The 18,077-nt window shown below is 53.5% G+C and carries 19 protein-coding genes; 12 read left to right on the top strand and 7 right to left on the bottom strand.

From position 1 onward, the window contains the following. The first annotated feature begins 1 nt into the window (after position 1). The 8 genes from ACFQ88_RS35540 (at position 2) to ACFQ88_RS35505 (ending at position 6,842) form a co-directional block, all read left to right on the top strand. Complete coding sequence (locus tag ACFQ88_RS35540; protein WP_239628481.1) at positions 2 to 340, top strand: DUF4312 family protein; 339 nt, start codon at positions 2 to 4, stop codon at positions 338 to 340. 253 nt (positions 341 to 593) lie between these two features. Next, on the top strand, positions 594 to 1,382 hold the full coding sequence (locus ACFQ88_RS35535; protein ID WP_379462128.1) for a DUF4311 domain-containing protein: 789 nt from the start codon (positions 594 to 596) through the stop codon (positions 1,380 to 1,382). Position 1,383: 1 nt separating this feature from the next. Continuing rightward, complete coding sequence (locus ACFQ88_RS35530; RefSeq protein ID WP_239628475.1) at positions 1,384 to 2,040, top strand: DUF4310 family protein; 657 nt, start codon at positions 1,384 to 1,386, stop codon at positions 2,038 to 2,040. 22 nt (positions 2,041 to 2,062) lie between these two features. Continuing rightward, positions 2,063 to 3,163: a DgaE family pyridoxal phosphate-dependent ammonia lyase gene (locus ACFQ88_RS35525; RefSeq protein WP_379462125.1), complete on the top strand. Its 1,101-nt coding sequence runs from the start codon at positions 2,063 to 2,065 to the stop codon at positions 3,161 to 3,163. Between the two features lie 66 nt (positions 3,164 to 3,229). Then, positions 3,230 to 3,946, top strand: coding sequence for a KDGP aldolase (locus tag ACFQ88_RS35520; RefSeq protein WP_379462123.1), 717 nt, complete (start codon positions 3,230 to 3,232; stop codon positions 3,944 to 3,946). A 187-nt stretch (positions 3,947 to 4,133) separates the two neighbouring features. Further along, positions 4,134 to 5,207 carry an ABC transporter ATP-binding protein gene (locus ACFQ88_RS35515; protein WP_379462121.1) on the top strand — a complete coding sequence of 358 codons (1,074 nt, stop codon included), beginning with the start codon at positions 4,134 to 4,136 and terminating at the stop codon, positions 5,205 to 5,207. Continuing rightward, complete coding sequence (locus ACFQ88_RS35510; protein ID WP_379462119.1) at positions 5,204 to 6,016, top strand: ABC transporter permease; 813 nt, start codon at positions 5,204 to 5,206, stop codon at positions 6,014 to 6,016. The genes ACFQ88_RS35515 and ACFQ88_RS35510 overlap by 4 nt, the downstream gene beginning before the upstream one ends. Before the next feature lie 4 nt (positions 6,017 to 6,020). Then, positions 6,021 to 6,842 (top strand): ABC transporter permease, encoded by an 822-nt coding sequence (locus tag ACFQ88_RS35505; RefSeq protein ID WP_379462117.1) that lies wholly within the window; start codon positions 6,021 to 6,023, stop codon positions 6,840 to 6,842. Positions 6,843 to 7,505: 663 nt separating this feature from the next. Here the strand turns inward: ACFQ88_RS35505 and gerQ are convergent. From gerQ to urtA, 7 genes are all read right to left on the bottom strand, one after another. Beyond that, entirely contained in the window at positions 7,506 to 7,973 is a 468-nt protein-coding gene (gerQ, locus tag ACFQ88_RS35500; protein ID WP_379462115.1) for a spore coat protein GerQ, read from the bottom strand. Positions 7,974 to 8,108: 135 nt separating this feature from the next. Further along, positions 8,109 to 8,936: an aldo/keto reductase gene (locus ACFQ88_RS35495; RefSeq protein ID WP_239628458.1), complete on the bottom strand. Its 828-nt coding sequence runs from the start codon at positions 8,934 to 8,936 to the stop codon at positions 8,109 to 8,111. Positions 8,937 to 9,116: 180 nt separating this feature from the next. Continuing rightward, complete coding sequence (gene urtE / locus ACFQ88_RS35490) at positions 9,117 to 9,812, bottom strand: urea ABC transporter ATP-binding subunit UrtE (RefSeq protein ID WP_379462224.1); 696 nt, start codon at positions 9,810 to 9,812, stop codon at positions 9,117 to 9,119. After that, positions 9,799 to 10,587, bottom strand: a complete 789-nt coding sequence (gene urtD / locus ACFQ88_RS35485; RefSeq protein ID WP_239628454.1) for an urea ABC transporter ATP-binding protein UrtD — start codon at positions 10,585 to 10,587, stop codon at positions 9,799 to 9,801. Before urtD ends, urtE begins: the two co-directional genes overlap by 14 nt. A gap of 206 nt (positions 10,588 to 10,793) precedes the next feature. After that, positions 10,794 to 11,906: an urea ABC transporter permease subunit UrtC gene (gene urtC / locus ACFQ88_RS35480; RefSeq protein ID WP_379462112.1), complete on the bottom strand. Its 1,113-nt coding sequence runs from the start codon at positions 11,904 to 11,906 to the stop codon at positions 10,794 to 10,796. A gap of 132 nt (positions 11,907 to 12,038) precedes the next feature. Further along, entirely contained in the window at positions 12,039 to 12,944 is a 906-nt protein-coding gene (gene urtB / locus ACFQ88_RS35475) for an urea ABC transporter permease subunit UrtB (protein WP_239628449.1), read from the bottom strand. A gap of 125 nt (positions 12,945 to 13,069) precedes the next feature. Then, on the bottom strand, positions 13,070 to 14,338 hold the full coding sequence (gene urtA, locus ACFQ88_RS35470) for an urea ABC transporter substrate-binding protein (RefSeq protein ID WP_379462109.1): 1,269 nt from the start codon (positions 14,336 to 14,338) through the stop codon (positions 13,070 to 13,072). 464 nt (positions 14,339 to 14,802) lie between these two features. On the opposite strand from urtA, the gene ACFQ88_RS35465 reads away from it, so the two are divergent. From ACFQ88_RS35465 to ACFQ88_RS35450, 4 genes are read left to right on the top strand one after another with little or no spacing between them, the layout of a single operon-like run. After that, a complete protein-coding gene (locus ACFQ88_RS35465) occupies positions 14,803 to 15,114 on the top strand; it encodes an urease subunit gamma (protein ID WP_239628446.1) in 312 nt (103 codons plus the stop codon). Positions 15,115 to 15,130: 16 nt separating this feature from the next. After that, the gene (ureB, locus tag ACFQ88_RS35460; protein WP_379462106.1) at positions 15,131 to 15,496 is read left to right on the top strand and encodes an urease subunit beta; all 366 of its coding nucleotides are present in this window, start codon (positions 15,131 to 15,133) and stop codon (positions 15,494 to 15,496) included. Between the two features lie 4 nt (positions 15,497 to 15,500). Further along, positions 15,501 to 17,249 (top strand): urease subunit alpha, encoded by a 1,749-nt coding sequence (gene ureC / locus ACFQ88_RS35455; protein WP_379462104.1) that lies wholly within the window; start codon positions 15,501 to 15,503, stop codon positions 17,247 to 17,249. Positions 17,250 to 17,305: 56 nt separating this feature from the next. Continuing rightward, a complete protein-coding gene (locus ACFQ88_RS35450; protein WP_379462102.1) occupies positions 17,306 to 18,016 on the top strand; it encodes an urease accessory protein UreF in 711 nt (236 codons plus the stop codon). Positions 18,017 to 18,077 lie beyond the last annotated feature (61 nt).

Below are 18,077 nucleotides of genomic sequence, written 5' to 3'. Positions count from 1 at the left end.
AATGTTTCAAGTAACGGAACGTTCGATTGTCGTAAGCGGTTCGGCAGAGACGAAGGCCATGGCCTTTCAGCAAGCGCTGACGCAAATGAAGAAGAACATCGCGAAGGAAATACCGGATATTTTGCTGCAAATCGAGCCACAAAATGTCGAGGTGCTGTCCGCCACGGAGTCGACCTACAGGGAACGGTTTCTCGGGCTATTGTTCCCGCGGACGAGAACCCGTTACGACATTACGATACGGGTGGATGTCAAAATCCGTGCGGTGATCCTCTCCGAGGTCCCGTTCGAGCAAAAATCCGAGCAGCTGCCTCCTTTGCAGCGCGTCTTGAAGATGCGTTAAGCGGAAATAGTTTGTTTAAAAAGTTGGTTTTTCAGCACCGAGAAGGTTGCGAGAACCTGAAGAAGGAGGAGCGGAGTGTAGGCGAAACCTACATGAGCACCTGAGAGCTTTCCGGAGGAAAGCTAGCACCGTAAGCGTTACTCCTTCGAAGGTGAACGCAAGATTCGATGTCGATTGAGCCTCCCGACCTGCTTCGTGATCAAAAGACGACTTTTTAAACCTTATAACAAGGAATCTAGTAGGGAGGTACCATATGAATACACTTACGATTGTATTCGAATCCATCATCATTGGCATCCTGGTTGGTTTTGGCGTAGGAGCGGGTGCGGCGCGGATGTTCCACGCGCCCAGCGTTCAGGGAATGGGGGCTTTCCGGACGTTCGGAGAGCTGAATGCCTGCGAAGGCGACCCGGTAGCGCATTTTTCATTCGGTCTCGGCTTCTTGTTCAATGCATGGGCATCGGTCGTAGGGGCCGGCGGCTTGACTCAGGACGTCGACCACCGGATTATCCCGCATTGGGCGGCGGCAGCTTTGATGAGTAAGAACAAAAACGTCGAGGAGACGCTGCACGACCCGAAAAAGATGGCGATCGCCGGCGCGCTGATCGGTGCTGTCGTCGTAGCCGTGCTGAACTCCACCGCCGCGGCGATTCCGGCGTCCTTGCAGGCGATCGCTACGAAGGTGCTTGTTCCCGCGGCCAACTGGCTGATCAATCCGATCATGCCGATCGTTTTCTGGACGGCGGCGATGGATGCGGGCAAAAGAACGGGCGTATGGGCTACGGCTTTGGGGGGACTTGCCCACCTCGTTATGGGTAACGCCGTTCCGGGTCTCGTGCTCGGTATTCTTATCGGCAAAGGTGTTGATGACAGCGGCTGGAACCGGATTACGAAAACTCTTGTTGTAGCCGTTGTACTCTTATACATTTTCAGCGGCTTCTTCCGCGGCTTTGACGTTGCTTTGCTGCACAGCTTGAATGTACAGGTCATTCCTCAATGGCTTATTGATCTTCACGCATTTTTCGGATCGGTGGTGAAGTAAGATGGAAAACACGGAACAATTGAAAAAAGGCTTTTGGTATTCCGAATGGGCGTTTACGCTGTTCGTAGCTTGTCTGTCTTCAGGGATTTTTGCGGGAACGCATTTGTACTACGTGTACCATGTCGGGGCTTTTAACGATATTGCTATCGTTGCGCTGCTCGAAGCGGGCATTAAAGGCGGAAGCTTCGGAGCCGCTGCGGCGTTCGGCGCGAGCTTCCTGTTCGCCCGTATTTTGGAAGGGCCGCTGGTCGGTATCCTCGATATCGGCGGCTCGCTGCAAACCGGCCTTGGCATAGGAGTTCCGGCCTTGATGCTGGGTGCGGGAATTACCGCTCCGCTTACGTCGTTCCCGTTGGCTTTGCTGACCGGAGCGGTGCTCGGCTTCCTGGTCGGCTTCGTTATCATTATGATCCGCAAATATACGATCAACGCTTCCAACTCGACCTTCGGCGCCGACGTTATGATGGGCGCGGGCAATGCGGCCGGACGGTACCTGGGTCCGCTCATCGTCATCTCCGCAGTAATGGCGTCCATTCCTGTAGGCATCGGAGCGACCATAGGTGCGGCGGTGTTCTACTATTACAAAAAGCCGATCGCAGGCGGAGCTATTATCGGTGCGATGATTTTGGGGGCATTTTTCCCGATTATTACAAAATAAAAGGAACTACAAGGAGAAAGCCATGAGTATATTCGAACAATACGGCTGCAAAAAAGTCATCAACGCGAGCGGCAAAATGACCGCTCTCGGAGCAAGCGCTGTCGCTCCCGTTGTTGCCGATGCACTGCGTACTGCTGCAATGGACTATGTGGACGTTTCTGAATTGTTAGTCGCCGCAGGCAAAGTAATCGCGTCGGTGACAGGAGCCGAGGACGGATGTCCTACGACCGGCGCGGCGGCGGGAACCGCTATCGCGGCGGCGGCCGTTATCGCCGGAACGAACTTGTCGTTAATCGAGAGCATTCCGAATACGAATGGAGTTCCGAACGAAATCATTATTCAGAAGGGCCATTCCGTTCATTTCGGGGCTCCGATCATCCAAATGCTTTCCATTGGCGGAGCAAAGGTTGTTGAAGTCGGCCAGGCGAATCACGTGGAGAAAGAGCATATCGCCGACGCGGTGACGGAACGTACCGCTGCGCTCTTTTATGTGAAATCGCACCATGCCGTGCAAAAAGGAATGCAGTCGATCGAGACGATGCTCGCCATCGCCAAGGAGAAGGGTATTCCGCTCATCATCGATGCGGCGGCCGAGGAAGATTTGCGCAAGTATATCGCCATGGGAGCCGATCTCGTTATTTACAGCGGCGGCAAAGCGATCGAAGGCCCGACATCAGGTATGATCTGCGGACGGGCGTCGTTGATTGAGGCTTGCCGGGCGCAGTATAAAGGCGTCGGCCGGCCGATGAAAATCGGCAAGGAAGGCATCATCGGCTTCCTGACGGCTTTGCAGCGCTACGATGATAGGCCAGACGAATCCCAGCAGCAGCTGGAGCGGATGAAATGGCTCATCGAACAGCTCAAAGGTACGCCGGGCGTGACCGGAACGATATTGCAGGATGAGGCGGGCCGCGCGATTTACCGGGCACAGCTCGCTATCGACGCCAAAGCTGCGGGCAAGACGGCCTACGATGTGATCCGCGAGCTGGAGTCGGGGAACCCGGCGATTTACACACGCAATCATTATGCCAATCTGGGCCTGATCAACATCGATCCAAGACCATTGTTGGAAGGTCAGGAAGAGATTATCGTCGCTCGGGTCAAGGAAATATTGGCCAAGTAAGAGATAAGAGATCGTTACGGTTTAACGTGCTATAGACATCAGGGAAGGTAAAGGAGAGGACATACGGTGAGTAATCCTATTATTAAATTGAACGTTTTGGCTAAAAATGCGGACAACGCGAAGCAAATCGTCGACGCTGCCGAAGGGAATGTCTACGTTGGACTTCTGGTGAAAAATTTCCCTACGGTGGAGGCTGCCGTAGAAGCCGTTCGGGAATTCCAGCAAGCGGATGTGCCGGTATCCGTCGGTTTGGGAGCGGGTGACCCTGCCATGTGGAAAAAGGTCGTTGATGTCGCCGTGCAAACCAAGCCGGCTCACGTGAACCAAGTATTCCCGGCTGCGGGCTATACGCTCGGCGCGCTTCAGCATGTGGGCAGCGAGCATTCCATCGTGAATGCGCTGATTACGCCGAGCGGGACGCCGGGCAAGGTTATCATTACAACCGGACCGACGAGCGAGCCGTTGAAGGAAACGGTATCCTGCGACGCAGCCGCTGCCATGCTGGCGGAAATCGGAGTCCATTCCGTCAAGTTTTATCCTATCGGCGGCACGGATCATTTGGACGAAGTAGCGGCTATGGTCAAAGCGGCCGTGAAGCATAAGATCAAAATTTTCGAGCCTACGGGCGGCATCGATATCCATACGATCGGTAAAGTCATTGAAGTGTGCGTTGACAATGGAGCGGATTATATCATTCCGCACATTTATACCTCGATCATCGACAAAGCAACCGGCTTGACGCGTATTGAGGATGTGCGCGAGCTGGCGCGCTTTTGCAAGTAAGCAAATTTAATGAAGAGCAGGAATGACGGTTGAGGCCGTTGCTCCTGCTTTTTTGCATTGTACGAATTACCTTTAGACGATTATCAACGGAGTAAGTTGTTGAATTTTGGAGAAACGAGAATTTTTATACCACAAATTGGTATATTTTGCTATAATACGTTTTAAAACATTTAGGGGGAGAAACGGTTTGTCGCTTATTGAAGTGAATCATATCCGAAAAGTGTTTGAAATGAACGTTCGGCGCAAAGGGAAGCTCGGCGCGCTCACCAGCCTGGTACGGCCGGAGAAGCGGGAGGTTGTCGGAGTGGACGATATCAGCTTTACCATTGAGAAAGGGGAAAGCGTCGCTTATTTGGGTCCTAACGGCGCGGGCAAGTCGACCACCATCAAGATGCTGACCGGTGTACTGGAGCCGAGCAGCGGGGAGATCAAGGTGGCGGGAGTCGTTCCGAGCAAAAACCGCAAGCTGAACAGCTACCAGATTGGAGTTGTCTTCGGACAGCGCAGCCAGCTTCTGTTCGATTTGCCGGTCAAAGACTCCTTCGATTTGCTGCGGTATATGTACAGCATTTCTTGGGAGCGCTATCATCGCAACCTGAAGGAGTATTCCGACATTCTCGAAGTCGGGCATCTCTTGGAGCGTCCGGTAAGAACGCTGTCCCTCGGGCAGCGAATGCGCTGCGAAATATTGGCTGCTCTGCTGCACGAGCCGGATATTTTGTTCCTAGACGAGCCTACGATAGGACTCGATGTGGTAGCCAAGGAACGTATCCGTGCCTTTATCGAAAGCATTAACCGCGAGAAGGGCGTTACGCTGCTGCTGACAACCCACGATATGCATGACATCGAGAGACTGTGCCATCGGACGATGATTATTGACAAAGGCCGCCTGATCTACGACGGCAACCTTCAATACATACGCGATCGTTTCGCAACGGAGCGGCAGATCCGCGCTGTATTCTCCGATTCGGATGCTGCGTTGGCGGCGGCTGCCGTATTGGACGGGATTAAGGAGATCGCCGTTCATGCGGAGGAGCAGGTGCTGCGCGTCACCTACGACCAGCATTTGACCGATACGTCGGAGCTGCTGCGGCTGCTTCTGCAGCGGGCGAACCCGCGCGACCTGTCAATGCAGGATGAGAGCATCGACGCGCTGATCAGCCGTATTTACCGGGAAGGCATCGACGATACGGATAGGGATACGTATACATATGCGAGGAAAGAAGCGGCGGTTGCCGCGTCAGGAGGAGCGGTACGATGATCCACGCCGTGCAGCGAATGATCGGAATGTCGCGGATCGCCGTCCGTCAGCGGATGCAGTTCCGGTTCGATTTTATTATGACCTTGATTTCCACGCTCATGTTCAGCGTCATGTACTACATGCTGTGGAAAGCCATTTATATGTACTCGACCGATACGGCGCTCCCTTGGGAGCAGCTGATTACATATGTCATGGTCGGGCAAGCCATTAACTTTGCGCGCTGGTCGCCGGCAGAGCGGGCGCCTACTTACGCTATGGCTCAGAGGGTAAGGACGGGGGATATTGCGCTTGATCTGATCCGTCCGGTCGATTTTCAAGTTCAGCGCTTCTTGGAGGCCGCCGGGTTCTTCATTGTGGAAATGCTTTGGGTGAACATTCCTGCGATGCTTCTGCTCATTTTCATTCTGGGCATTTCCCCTCCGCCGGATGCGGCTGCCGTAATAGGCTTCGCCGTCAGCCTGTGCATCGGCTTTCTGGTCGCCTTCAGCATCAATTCGATCATCATGATGATTTCCTTCATGACGACGAATACGTTTGGGGTTCAATTGGCCAAACGAGCGATCGTAGACATCTTCGCGGGAACGCTGATCCCGTTCGAGTTTTTTCCGGAGGCGCTGCGCCGGGTGCTGGAATTGTTGCCGTTCCAATCAATGGCGTATATTCCGCTCTCCATTTATACGGGGCGGCTGTCCGGGATACATATGCTGACCGCTCTGCTGGAGCAGCTCGGCTGGGCTGCGGTCATGATTATTATTAGCCGATTGCTGTGGATGAAAGCAGCCAAGCGGCTGTCGATCAACGGAGGGTGAGGGCATGCAGGTACCGAAACGAAATATGGCTCAACAGCTGCTGTACTTAATCGGCTTGTACGGTCAATATTTGAAAGTGTACGGAAAAACGCTTCTGGAATACCGGGCGGATACGATTATCGCCGTGATCGCCGGGATTGTAGCTCAAGGCAGCACGCTTGTTTTTCTGACGGTTATTTTTCAGCGGATTCCTTCTTTGGCCGATTGGAGCTTTTACGAGCTTGTCTTTATCTTCGGTTTGGCTGCGACAGGGAAGGCATTGAATCAAACGCTGCTTAATGCGCCTTTCTCGTTAACGGGGTACATTCGCCGGGGACAGCTGGATATTATGATGATTCGTCCGGTAGGCGTGTTGTTCCAAGCAATTGGAAACTCACAAGAATTGAACGGAGTAGGGCAGCTCGTGACCGGTGTCATCGTCATGGGGTATGCAGCCGGACATCTGGAGATGCAGTGGACGGTAGGAACGGTGGCGTATGTCATCATCGCTTTGTTCAGCAGCGCGATCATTCAGTTCGCCATCCTGCTGACGATCAGCGTTCTGACGTTCTGGGTGCAGGAGGTGAGGTCGCTCATCTATCCGATCACCTGGCTGTACGATTTCACCCGGTATCCGCTGGAAATATTTCATCCGCTCCTACGCGGATTGTTGACCTACGTGATTCCGTATGCTGTCGGAAGCTTCTTCCCAGCGGCATTCCTGCTTCGTCCGGAGCAATACCCATGGGCGGTTTGGGGCGTACCGGCGGCGGCCGTTGTCGTTATGTCATTGACCTATTGCGTCTGGTCGTTCGGTCTAAGACGCTATTCGAGCGCTGCAGGGTAATTAATGCTTGAAGCAGTTTGATAAGACCTCCAATGTCGCTATTATGGCGAGATCGGGGGTTTTCTTTTGTGGTACGGATTGCTCTGGGCTGGCCGAAAACGAATAGCGCTTCAGCGCGCTGTAGTCGAAGGAAAGAAGAAATGCTTGTCATTTTATTGTATCGAATGAAGATACCACCTCTCCGGTATGAAAAAAACGCCACTACATCAAGATGTAGTGACGTTGTGCGGCGCGAAAGATGAGGGGGCTGCGGACAATGGTTCCGTTATTATTGAAAAAGCGGCCATAAACGGAAGGCTATCGGACCGTCGTTCCGTTATTAGGGCCCAATCCGAAGAGATTGGGTGAGAAAAACAGCCCATAGCGGATCCTGTGTCCGATAACCATGCGTTTTCGCGTTATTTTTGGCAAATAACGGATCTCCTGTCCGATGAAGCTGTACCTTTTGCGTTCCGCTAGCCGTAAGTGGTCTTCCTAGATGAGCTGCATGAAAATGTGGAACGGTGGAGGAACAACGCACTTGCGATCTTGTATCAACCTACGCAGTTGCTGCCCATCCTTGCTTACCTCAACCTACTGGACGCCTCATCCTCGTTCTGCCACAACTTGAGCTGTTGCATCATTTGCGCATGGCTTCAATCTACTCGGAGCATCAAACTCCTCTTAGCGAGGCGTTGGCGTCGGAGCAAACGGATAACTGTAATTCAGCTCTTCGTCAAAGGTTACATAGTCGAGGTTCACCATCAGAAGCAGGTAGCGCATGCCTGTTTTCGGATCGCTGATGATAATATGGTCGCGTCCTGCAGCCTCGATTCTCCCCTTAAAAACTTTGGCGTTCCATTGGCTGTTGTTTTCATAAGTCATGTAGAACGTTCCGATTTTTCCCAGATTCAGCCTTAAAATATTCTCGACGTAAGACTGCTCGATGGGCAGCATAGGCATGCTTCCGGGAGCACCTGGTGGAGGTGCACCGGCAGGACCTCCGGGTATGTACGATCCGCCAGCTCCCGTTTGACCTCCGGGCTGCCCTGTCATACCAGGACCGTAGCCAGGTACACCGCCTTGGAAGCCGGTTCCGGGATATGCGCGATACTGCTGCGGCCCCAGATTGTTGTAAGGATTATTCATCATGCTCACAAATTCCTCCTTTAACAAGTATATGAAACCTCCTACATTAATACCTATTATGAAGGCTTGGACAAATAGCACTAGTTGGCCAATAAAAAAAGCTGCCATCAACAATGAATGGCAGCCTTGCTTTGGTTATTAGAAATTAAAGTTGTCCGGATCGGGGCCGAAACGGCGGTTTTCGTTCAATGCGTCCAGCTTGGCCATATCCTCGGCAGACAGCTGGAAGTCGAAGATGTCGCCGTTTTGCTGGATGCGGCTTGCTGTGACCGATTTAGGGATCGTGACGACGCCATGCTGCAGATCCCATCGCAATATAATCTGGGCAGGGGATTTGCCGTGCTTCGCTCCAAGCTCGGACAGCAGCGGGATATCCAGGTTGCCTTGCATTAATGGACTCCATGCCTCCAGCTGGATCCGATGCTCGCGGCAGAAGCTGCGCAGCTTCTCCTGGGTCAAGAGAGGGTGGAATTCCACCTGATTCACCATAGGGGTAATCTCGCTTTGCGACATCACATCTTCAAGGTGATGAACCTGGAAATTGCTGACACCGATGGCGCGGACAGCGCCGTCTTTATACAGCTTCTCCAGGGCGCGCCAAGTGTCTTTATATTTGCCTTTGACCGGCCAGTGTACGAGATACAGGTCGATGACGTCCAGACCAAGCTTGCGGCGGCTTTCCTCGAACGCCCGCAATGTGGAGTCGTAGCCTTGATCCGCATTCCACACCTTGGTGGTAATGAACAGCTCGTCCCTTTGGACTCCGCTTTCCTTGATGGCTGTTCCAACACCGTCTTCATTGCCGTAAGCCGCTGCCGTATCGATGCTGCGGTAGCCTGCTTGAATAGCGGCTTTTACAGACTGGATGACTTCTTCACCGTCTTTGGTTTTCCATACGCCAAGTCCAAGCCAAGGCATCTCGACGCCATTGCTTAGAGCCGTGCGGCTAGAAATATGCTGTGTCATTGTTACGCCTCCTCCATTTTTTGCTTACTTATTAATCATATCATATTAATGCGGTAGGATAAAAATCGCAGCGAGGTTGTCCTTGTACGGTCACTACCGCTTGCCGCGATGGAATGATAAAAAGCCTCCCCCGGTCGTCGAAAATGGGGGAGGCACTCTGGGACGCGGCACCGCTTATCGTTACACGGCAAGGTGTTTCTTAACCTGCTCTTCGCTAAGCTGGGCGGAGCTGCCCTCGGCAACGATAGTGCCTTTATCGAGCACGTAATAATAATCGGCGATGCTGGTGGCGAACGTCAGGCTCTGCTCAACCAGCAGCACGGACATCTGCTTTTGCGCTTTGATCGACTCGATAACCTGTTCGATCTCCATTACAATGGAAGGCTGAATGCCTTCCATCGGCTCATCGAGCAGCAAAAGCTTCGGCTCGGCGACAAGCGCACGCGCGATGGAAAGCTGCTGCTGCTGTCCTCCGCTCAGATCGCCGCCTTTGCGGCGCATCATTTGCTTCAGTACCGGAAACATCTCGTAGACCGATTCCGGTACGGCATGCTTGCGGGTGCTGGATGCTTCCAGCCCGAGCAGCAAATTTTCCTCAATCGTCAGCTGAGGAAAAATATCGCGTCCCTGCGGGACATAGCCGATACCGGCTTTTGCCCGCCGGTCCGGCGTCGCTTGAGTAATGTCCCGGTCGCCGTAGGAGATCCGGCCGCGCTTGGACTTGATCAGCCCCATGATCGTCTTCATCAGGGTTGTTTTGCCAACCCCGTTGCGGCCCATGAGGCAGACGACCTGACCGGGCTCCACTTTCAAATTGACGCCGCGGAGTACCATGCTTTCTCCGTATCCGGCCTCTAGATCGTTAATGATCAGCATCGCGCTCACCCCGTCTTCCCAAATAAACTTCCGCGACTTTATCGTCGTTCTGGATCTCCTGCATCGTTCCTTCCCGGAGCACTGTACCTTCATGCATGACGGTCACCGTCTTGGCGTAATTGCGGACGAACTCCATGTCGTGCTCCACGACGATGACGGTTTGGCGGTCGCTGATTTTGTGAAGCAGCTCCCCGGTTTTTTCCGTTTCACTGTCGGTCATTCCCGCTGCAGGCTCATCGAGCAGCAGCAGCTCCGGCTCTTGTATGAGCAGCATACCGATCTCGAGCCACTGCTTCTCTCCGTGGGAGAGTGACCCGGCCACTTGCTTCGCTTTCTCCGCAAGCCCGATCATGTGCAAATAATATTTCATCCGGTCCCGCTGCTCGGGTGTCGTTTTGGCGACAAGGGAGCTGAGCAGACCGCGTCTTTGGCGCATCGAGAGAAGCAAATTTTCTTGAACGGTTAAAGTGACGAAGATGGAAGGAGCTTGAAATTTTCTTCCGATGCCGAGCTGTGCGATTTGGTGCTCCTGGTGCTTCGACAGATCCGTATTTTTGAACCACACTTTCCCTTTGGAAGGTTTTACTTTGCCGCAGATGACGTCGAGCAGCGTTGTTTTGCCTGCGCCGTTCGGTCCGATCAAAAAGCGAAGCTCTCCGGAATGAAGCGAAAAATTGAGGCCGCGGATCGCTTTGAAGCCGTCGAAGTCGACCTCCAGCTGTTCGATGTTGACGAGAGGCGATGCGGGTTCTTTTCTTGGTGACGATTCTATCATGGGATTACCTCCTAAAAGTTTTGCTGAAGGCAAAACTTACTTCGTAAGGATAAGCTTGAGTTTTCCGAAGGAAAACTTACTTCGTAAGCGTTACTGTTTTGCTGAAGGCAAGGCGAGCGCAACAAGAACAGGGTATGCTTGGTATTCATCTTCGCAGCGGCTGCAATCCCCCCGGGCGGGGCCAATTTCGATTGTTTGCGCTTGTGTTACGGCTTGGCTTCCTGCTCCAGGGAGGCATAGGACGGCAGCGAACCGGTTCCGGATGCGGCCGATTTTGATTTTAGAGGGAACAAGCCCCATTTTTGAGCCAATTCTTTTGCGGTACCCACAATGCCTTTAGGCAGGAAGAGGACGACGACGATAAACATCGCTCCCATAATTATTGGCCACCATTCGGGATAAGCCTCGCTGAACGTTGTTTTTGCAGTGTTGGTAATGACAGCGCCGATAATCGCCCCGAAGATGGAGGCGCGGCCGCCGATAGCAACCCAGAGCACCATTTCAATAGAAGGAACGATACCCATTTGCGCTGGGGAGATGATTCCTTCCTGCAGTACGAACAAAATGCCGGCGAGTCCCGCAAGACCTGCGGATAAGCAATAGATGAACACCTTGAACGTCACCGGATTGTAGCCGATGAAACGAACCCGGTTCTCCGCGTCGCGAACGGCAACGAGTATTTTACCGAGCCGGCTGCCGGCAAGCCATAGGCACAGCAGCAGCGTAGCGATTACGACCGCAACGGTAATGTAATAAAACATCAGCTTCGTGGAAGGATCGCCTACGGATAAGCCGAGAAACGTATCGAAGTTGGTCAAGCCGTTCGTGCCTCCCGTAAAGCCTTGCTGGCCCACGAACAGGGTGACGGTAATAATGACGAGCGCCTGGGACAGTATCGAGAAAAAGGTGCCCTTGATCCGGTTGCGGAACGTCAAGTAGCCGAGCACGAAGGCTACCGCCATCGGCACCAGCACGGCAAGCAGAAGGGCTGCGGGCGCTGACTGGAACGGCAGCCAAAACCACGGCAGCTTCTCTACGCCGCTCCATGACATGAAATCGGGAAGCTCTCCCTTGGAGGCAACCAGCTTCAGATGCATCGCCATGCAGTAAGCGCCGAGCCCGAAATAAACGCCGTGTCCGAGGCTTAAGATGCCGGTGTAGCCCCAGATCAGGTCGAGGCCCATGGCGAGAATCGCGTAGGCGAGAAATTTGCCCAGCAGCGATAAACGGAATTCGCTCAAAAACATCGGTGCTACCAGCATGAGCGCCAACAAAATGAAAGTAAACACGATTTTGATTTTGGTATTGTTTATGGTCATGGTATCAACTCCTGAGAGTTTCCGTAAGGAAACTTACTTCGAAAGCACAAGCTGAGTTTTGCGGAGCAAAACTGGCATCGAAAGCATAAGCTGAGTTTCCGTAAGGAAACTTACTTCGAAAAGCATTCTTCGTTAATCCAGTGCGCGAGATTTGATCGTAACTAGCCCTGATGGCTTCCACTGCAGGAACGCAATGATCAGCGTGAACACGATGACCTTGCCGATCGTGGCGCTTGTCGTATATTCGAAGGCGGTGTTCAGAACGCCGATTCCGAGAGCTCCGGCGACGGTGCCGATGATCTTGCCGATGCCGCCCAGCACGACGACCATGAAGGCGTCGACGATGTAGTAAGTGCCGATCGTAGGTCCGATCGGGCCGAGCAGTGTCAGCGCGCAGCCGGCGATTCCCGCCATGCCGGAGCCGAAGGCGAACGCCTGCGCATCGACGCGGCGCGTAGAAATGCCGAGGCAGGAAGCCATGCCGCGGTTTTGCATAACCGCCTGCATGTTGCGGCCGCCGCGGGTATGGTACTGGTAAATGTAGATGACCGTAATACATACGATGACAAGCCCGATGATAAACAACCGCTTATAGGGCAGCATTAAGTCGGCTGTGATAGCCAATCCGCCGTCAAGCCACTCCGGCGCTTTGACCGCCACATTCGGCGCGCCGAAGATTTGCCGCGCAAGCTGCTGCAGCACAAGGCTGACTCCCCATGTAGCAAGCAGGCTGTCGAGCGGCCTTCCGTACAAGTAACGGATGAGCGTCGCTTCCAGCAGCCAGCCGATTGCGAAGGCTACGGCGAACGCGACGCCGAGGGATACGACGAAATACCAGCCGAACACGGGAGCGGGGAGAAATTTTTGAAACAGCTGCTGAATCGTGTAGGCCATGTAGGCGCCGATCATGATGAACTCGCCGTGAGCCATATTGATGACATTCATCAAGCCGAATGTAATGGCGAGCCCCAAGGCGATCAACAGCAGAATGGAGCTTAGCGACAAGCCGTTAAACAATTGAAGAAGCAGTAAGCTCATGAGCCTCATCCTCCGTGATAAAACTGGGGACCGCCCGTTGTAGTGGGCAGCCCCGGTCCAAGGTTTTGTGTATTTCGTTAGTGCGGTTAAAGCTGCGACGGCTTCTGTAGATGTACGCGGAACCGTTATTTTTTCGTTACTTCTGCGCCCCAAGGGTAAGTTTTCAAGAACGGATCGGGTTTGACCGGCTGGCCGGAATTCCATACTTCCTTGATCATGCCGTCACCCTGAATTTGACCGATACGGACGGTTTTGAATACGTGCTGGTTGTCGCCGTCAATTTTGACTTTGCCGCCCGGTGCGTTGAATTCGATGCCTTTGGCCGCTTCGCGCACTTTATCGACTTCGAAGGAACCGGCTTTTTTCACGGCTTCCGCCCACAAGTAGACGCCGAAGTAGCCTGCTTCGATAGGATCGTCGGTTACGCGGTCTTTGCCGTACTTCGCTTTGTAAGCCTCGACGAACTTTTTGTTCTCCGGCGTTTCCGTCGTTTGATAGTAGTTCCATGCCGTGTAGTGTCCTTCCAGCACGGAGGCGCCGATCCCGCGGATTTCTTCCTCTGCGATGCTTACGGACAAGGTAGTCAAATCTTTGGCGGAGATTCCCGCATCCTTCAGCTGTTTGAAGAACGCTACGTTGCTGTCTCCGTTCAATGTGTTGAATACGACGTCAGGCTTTTCCTTTTTGATTTTGCTGATGATGGTGTTGTAATCGGTATGGCCAAGCGGAGTATATTCTTCAGCGATCAGTGTGCCGCCTTCGGCTTTCAGCTGTTCTTTGATGATTTTGTTAGCGGTTCTCGGGAATACGTAGTCGGAACCGAGCAGGAAGAACTTCTTCCCTTTATTTTGCAGCAGCCAAGTAACGGCAGGAACGATTTGCTGGTTCGTTGTAGCGCCGGTATAGAAGATGTTAGGTGATGCTTCGAGTCCTTCGTACTGAACGGGATAGAAAAAGAGTCCTTTGTTTTGCTCTACAACAGGGAGCACCGCTTTACGGCTGGCCGATGTCCACCCGCCGAAGATGACTGCGGTTTTGTCTTTTTGCAGCAGCTTCTTCGTTTTTTCGGCAAAGGTAGGCCAATCCGACGCGCCGTCCTCAATGATCGGTTTCAATTGTTTTCCAAGCACGCCGCCTGCTTTATTGATTTCCTCAATGGCCATCATTTCCGCATCCTTAACGGAGACCTCGCTTATGGACATCGTGCCGGTGAGGGAGTGCAAAATACCGACCGGAATCGAATCGTCCTTGCCCGCCTCCGGCTTCGCATCCGCTGCTGCCGAAGAATTTGCCGCAGGCTTGGATTCGGTAGCGCATCCTGCCAGCAAGGCTGTCAGAGACATGCAGACCGCCATTAATACCGGAATCCCTTTTTTCTTCATTTTGTTGACCATCGACCATCCACTCCTCTTCATATTGTACAGCTTCATCGATAGCTTACCGGTTGAAATCGCAGGGTTGATCTTGATGATCGGTTAAGCGAATCGAGCATGGAGAACGATCCGTTCCGGTACGACGTTCGGTTAATATCCGGTTTCTCTTTTCGTCGAAACTATGGAAAGTTTTCTCACACGACCTATCATAGATCTTGCGTCACTTATATGTCAATATACTTTACATAAATTTTGTTCTCAAGTTTTTGTACGGAAAAACTGGCTACATATTTAAAATATATGTGATATTCCATTCGTGTGAGCCTGAAAAACGGAAAATAAATCCTGAAAGGCGTTATAAAAATTAACGTAATCGGTTTACAGAATCTGAAATAGCGAATATAATAAACGATATGGCAACGGATTATTCGTCTTTTTGTGTTAAGTAATATAACATAAGTTTTGGGTCAAGGAGGCTGTATATCGTGCATTTAACCGAAAGGGAAAAGGAGAAGCTGCTGATCACGGTAGCGGCGGATTTGGCCAGACGAAGGCTGCAGCGCGGTGTGAAGCTGAACTACCCCGAAAGCATCGCTCTTATTACCTCAGAAATTATGGAGGGAGCGAGGGATGGGATGACCGTAGCGCAGCTGATGCAATATGGAACGACGATATTGAATGCCGATCAAGTGATGGAAGGTATACCGGAGATGGTTCACGAGGTTCAGGTGGAGGCTACGTTTCCGGACGGTACGAAGCTGGTAACGGTACATCAACCGATCGGATATCGGAAGTGAAAGGGGCCGGTGAGGAATGATTCCTGGCGAGTACCGTGTTAGGGCGGGAGATATCCAATTAAATATAGGTAAGAAGACATGCAGCCTGATCGTTGTCAATACGGGAGACAGACCGGTACAGGTCGGCTCGCATTATCATTTTTTTGAAGTGAACCGCGGACTATCGTTTGACAGAGAGGCTGCATTCGGGATGCGGCTTGATATTCCCGCCGGAACGGCGGTCCGGTTCGAGCCGGGCGAAGAAAAGCCGGTGCAGCTTGTGGAATTGGGCGGTGCCAAGCTCTCTTACGGATTGAACGGTCTGTCCAAAGGTCCGGCGGAGCACGGCGCGATGCCTGAAGACGTTAGACAGCGGCTGGAAGCGTGGAAGGAGGGCGTGTAAGCGGATGGTCCAAATGAATCGAAAAGCATACGCCCAAATGTTCGGACCGACAACAGGAGATGCCGTTAGGCTGGCCGATACGGAGCTATGGGCGGAAATCGAGCAGGACTTCACCGTATACGGTGAAGAATGCAAATTCGGCGGGGGCAAAGTCATCCGTGACGGGATGGGGCAGTCGAGCCGCCATACTCGAGAGCAAGGCGTGCTCGATACTTTGATAACGAATGCCGTCATTATCGATCACTGGGGGATTGTCAAGGCCGATATCGGAATCAAGGACGGTATGATCGTCGGCATCGGCAAAGCCGGTAACCCGGACCTGATGGACGGCGTCCATCCGAATATGATCGTCGGGGCCGGCACGGAGGTCATCGCAGGGGAAGGCAAAATTATTACCGCAGGCGGAATCGATACGCACATTCATTATATATGTCCGCAGCAGATCGAGACGGCGCTCGCTTCGGGCGTGACGACGATGATCGGCGGGGGTACGGGGCCGGCGGCAGGTACAAGCGCCACGACGTGCACGCCGGGATCGTGGCATATGTACCGGATGCTCGAAGCGGCCGAAGCGTTCCCTATGAACCTCGGGTTCACAGGGAAGGGCAATGCTGCTTTCACAGAGCCGCTTATCGAGCAGGTGGAAGCGGGTGCCATCGGCTTGAAGCTGCACGAGGATTGGGGCACTACGCCGGCAGCTATCGATGCTTGCCTCCAAGTAGCGGACCGCTACGACGTGCAGGTGGCAATTCATACGGACACGTTGAACGAGTCCGGCTTCGTCGAGGATACGCTGGCTGCTATCGGCGGGCGCACGATTCATACTTACCATACCGAAGGCGCGGGCGGAGGGCACGCTCCGGATATTATCAAAGCGGCGGCGGAGTCCAATGTGCTCCCGTCGTCAACGAACCCTACGCGTCCCTATACGATCAATACGGTTGAGGAGCATCTCGACATGCTGATGGTGTGCCATCATCTGGACAGCCGCATTCCGGAGGACGTTGCTTTCGCCGATTCGCGAATCCGCCCGGAGACGATCGCCGCGGAGGACATTCTTCACGATATGGGCGTGTTCAGTATGCTGAGCTCCGACTCTCAGGCGATGGGCCGGGTAGGGGAAGTGATCATCCGCACATGGCAGACGGCGGACAAGATGAAGAAGCAGCGCGGATACTTGCCGGCGCCTGGAGAACAGGCCGCAGCCGGCGGCACGAAGTCAGCCGCATCCGAGCAGGATAACTTCCGTATCAAACGCTATGTGGCGAAATATACGATCAATCCGGCCATTACCCACGGCGTCTCCCATCTGGTCGGTTCCGTCGAGGTCGGCAAGCTGGCGGATCTGGTCGTATGGAGTCCGATGTTCTTCGGCATCAAGCCGGATCTCGTCCTCAAGGGAGGCATGATCGCTTATGCCCAAATGGGCGATCCGAACGCATCGATCCCGACGCCGCAGCCGGTGTTCGGCCGTCCGATGTTCGGCTCCTTCGGCAAGGCTTTGAACCATTGCATTACTTTCGTATCGCAGGCTTCCTACGATAAGGGCGTGCACAAGGAGCTGGGGCTGCAGAAGCGGATCGAGCCGGTCAAAAACTGCCGCTCCGTAACGAAGAAAGATATGATCCATAACGGAGAGACGCCGGAAATTATAGTGAATCCGGAGACGTATGAGGTCAAGGTGGACGGATCCGCCATTACTTGCGAACCGGCTCACGAGCTGCCGATGGCGCAGCGCTACTTTTTGTTCTAGAAGTCCTTCCAACCGACTTCCGGATATGACGAAAGCAACGGGCAGGAGGGAAGCTCATGAAACAACCGTCCGGCGAGCCGGCGTACTCGTGGCTGACTTACGTTCAGCTGTTGGACTCTGCGCTGCCGATAGGAGGATTCTCCCACTCGTTCGGTTTGGAAACGTTCGTGCAGATGGGAGCGGTACAGAAGCCGGAGCAGCTGCGGCAGTATATCGAGACGATGCTGTTCCACAGCTGGACACCGGTCGACGCTCTCGCCGTCAAGGCTGTATACCAGTACGCTCCGGACGAAGACTGGGAGTCGTTATGGCTTGTCGACCGGATGCAGCACGTGCAAAGGGCGGCTGCCGAGACGAGGGATGGCGTGCTGAAGATGGGCCGGCGGCTGAATCAGCTGGCCCGATCCATCCATCCCGAGCTGCCGTGGGAGCCGCTGCAAACGGCCGTACGCGAGCAGCGCTGCTTCGGGACGCATCCGCTGATCCACGGCTGGATCAGCTACCATCTCCAGGTGCCGCTGGCCATGGCCGTCGAGGGGTATTTGTATACATGTACGATGACATGCATCAACAGCGGACTCCGGCTCATGTCCATCGGTCAGACCGAGGGACAGCGCCTTCTGGCGCAGCTGCTGCCGGTGATTGCTACGGCATGGAACGAAGCGGGGCATTTGGACCCGTTGGAGGACGGCTTCGCCAATGCACCGTCTGCGGAAATTGCCATGATGCGGCATGAAGCATTGTATTCCAGGCTGTTCATGTCTTAAGCGTACAATGCGGGATTTATTTCATACTATTATCTACCTATATAAAGGGAGGCAAACGCCT

Origin of the sequence: Paenibacillus sp. NPDC056579 (assembly GCF_042793215.1) — a bacterium.
In the GTDB taxonomy this organism is placed as follows: domain Bacteria; phylum Bacillota; class Bacilli; order Paenibacillales; family NBRC-103111; genus Paenibacillus_S.
Note: the sequence above shows the minus strand (reverse complement) of the source record. Positions and strands in the feature narration are given on the sequence as shown.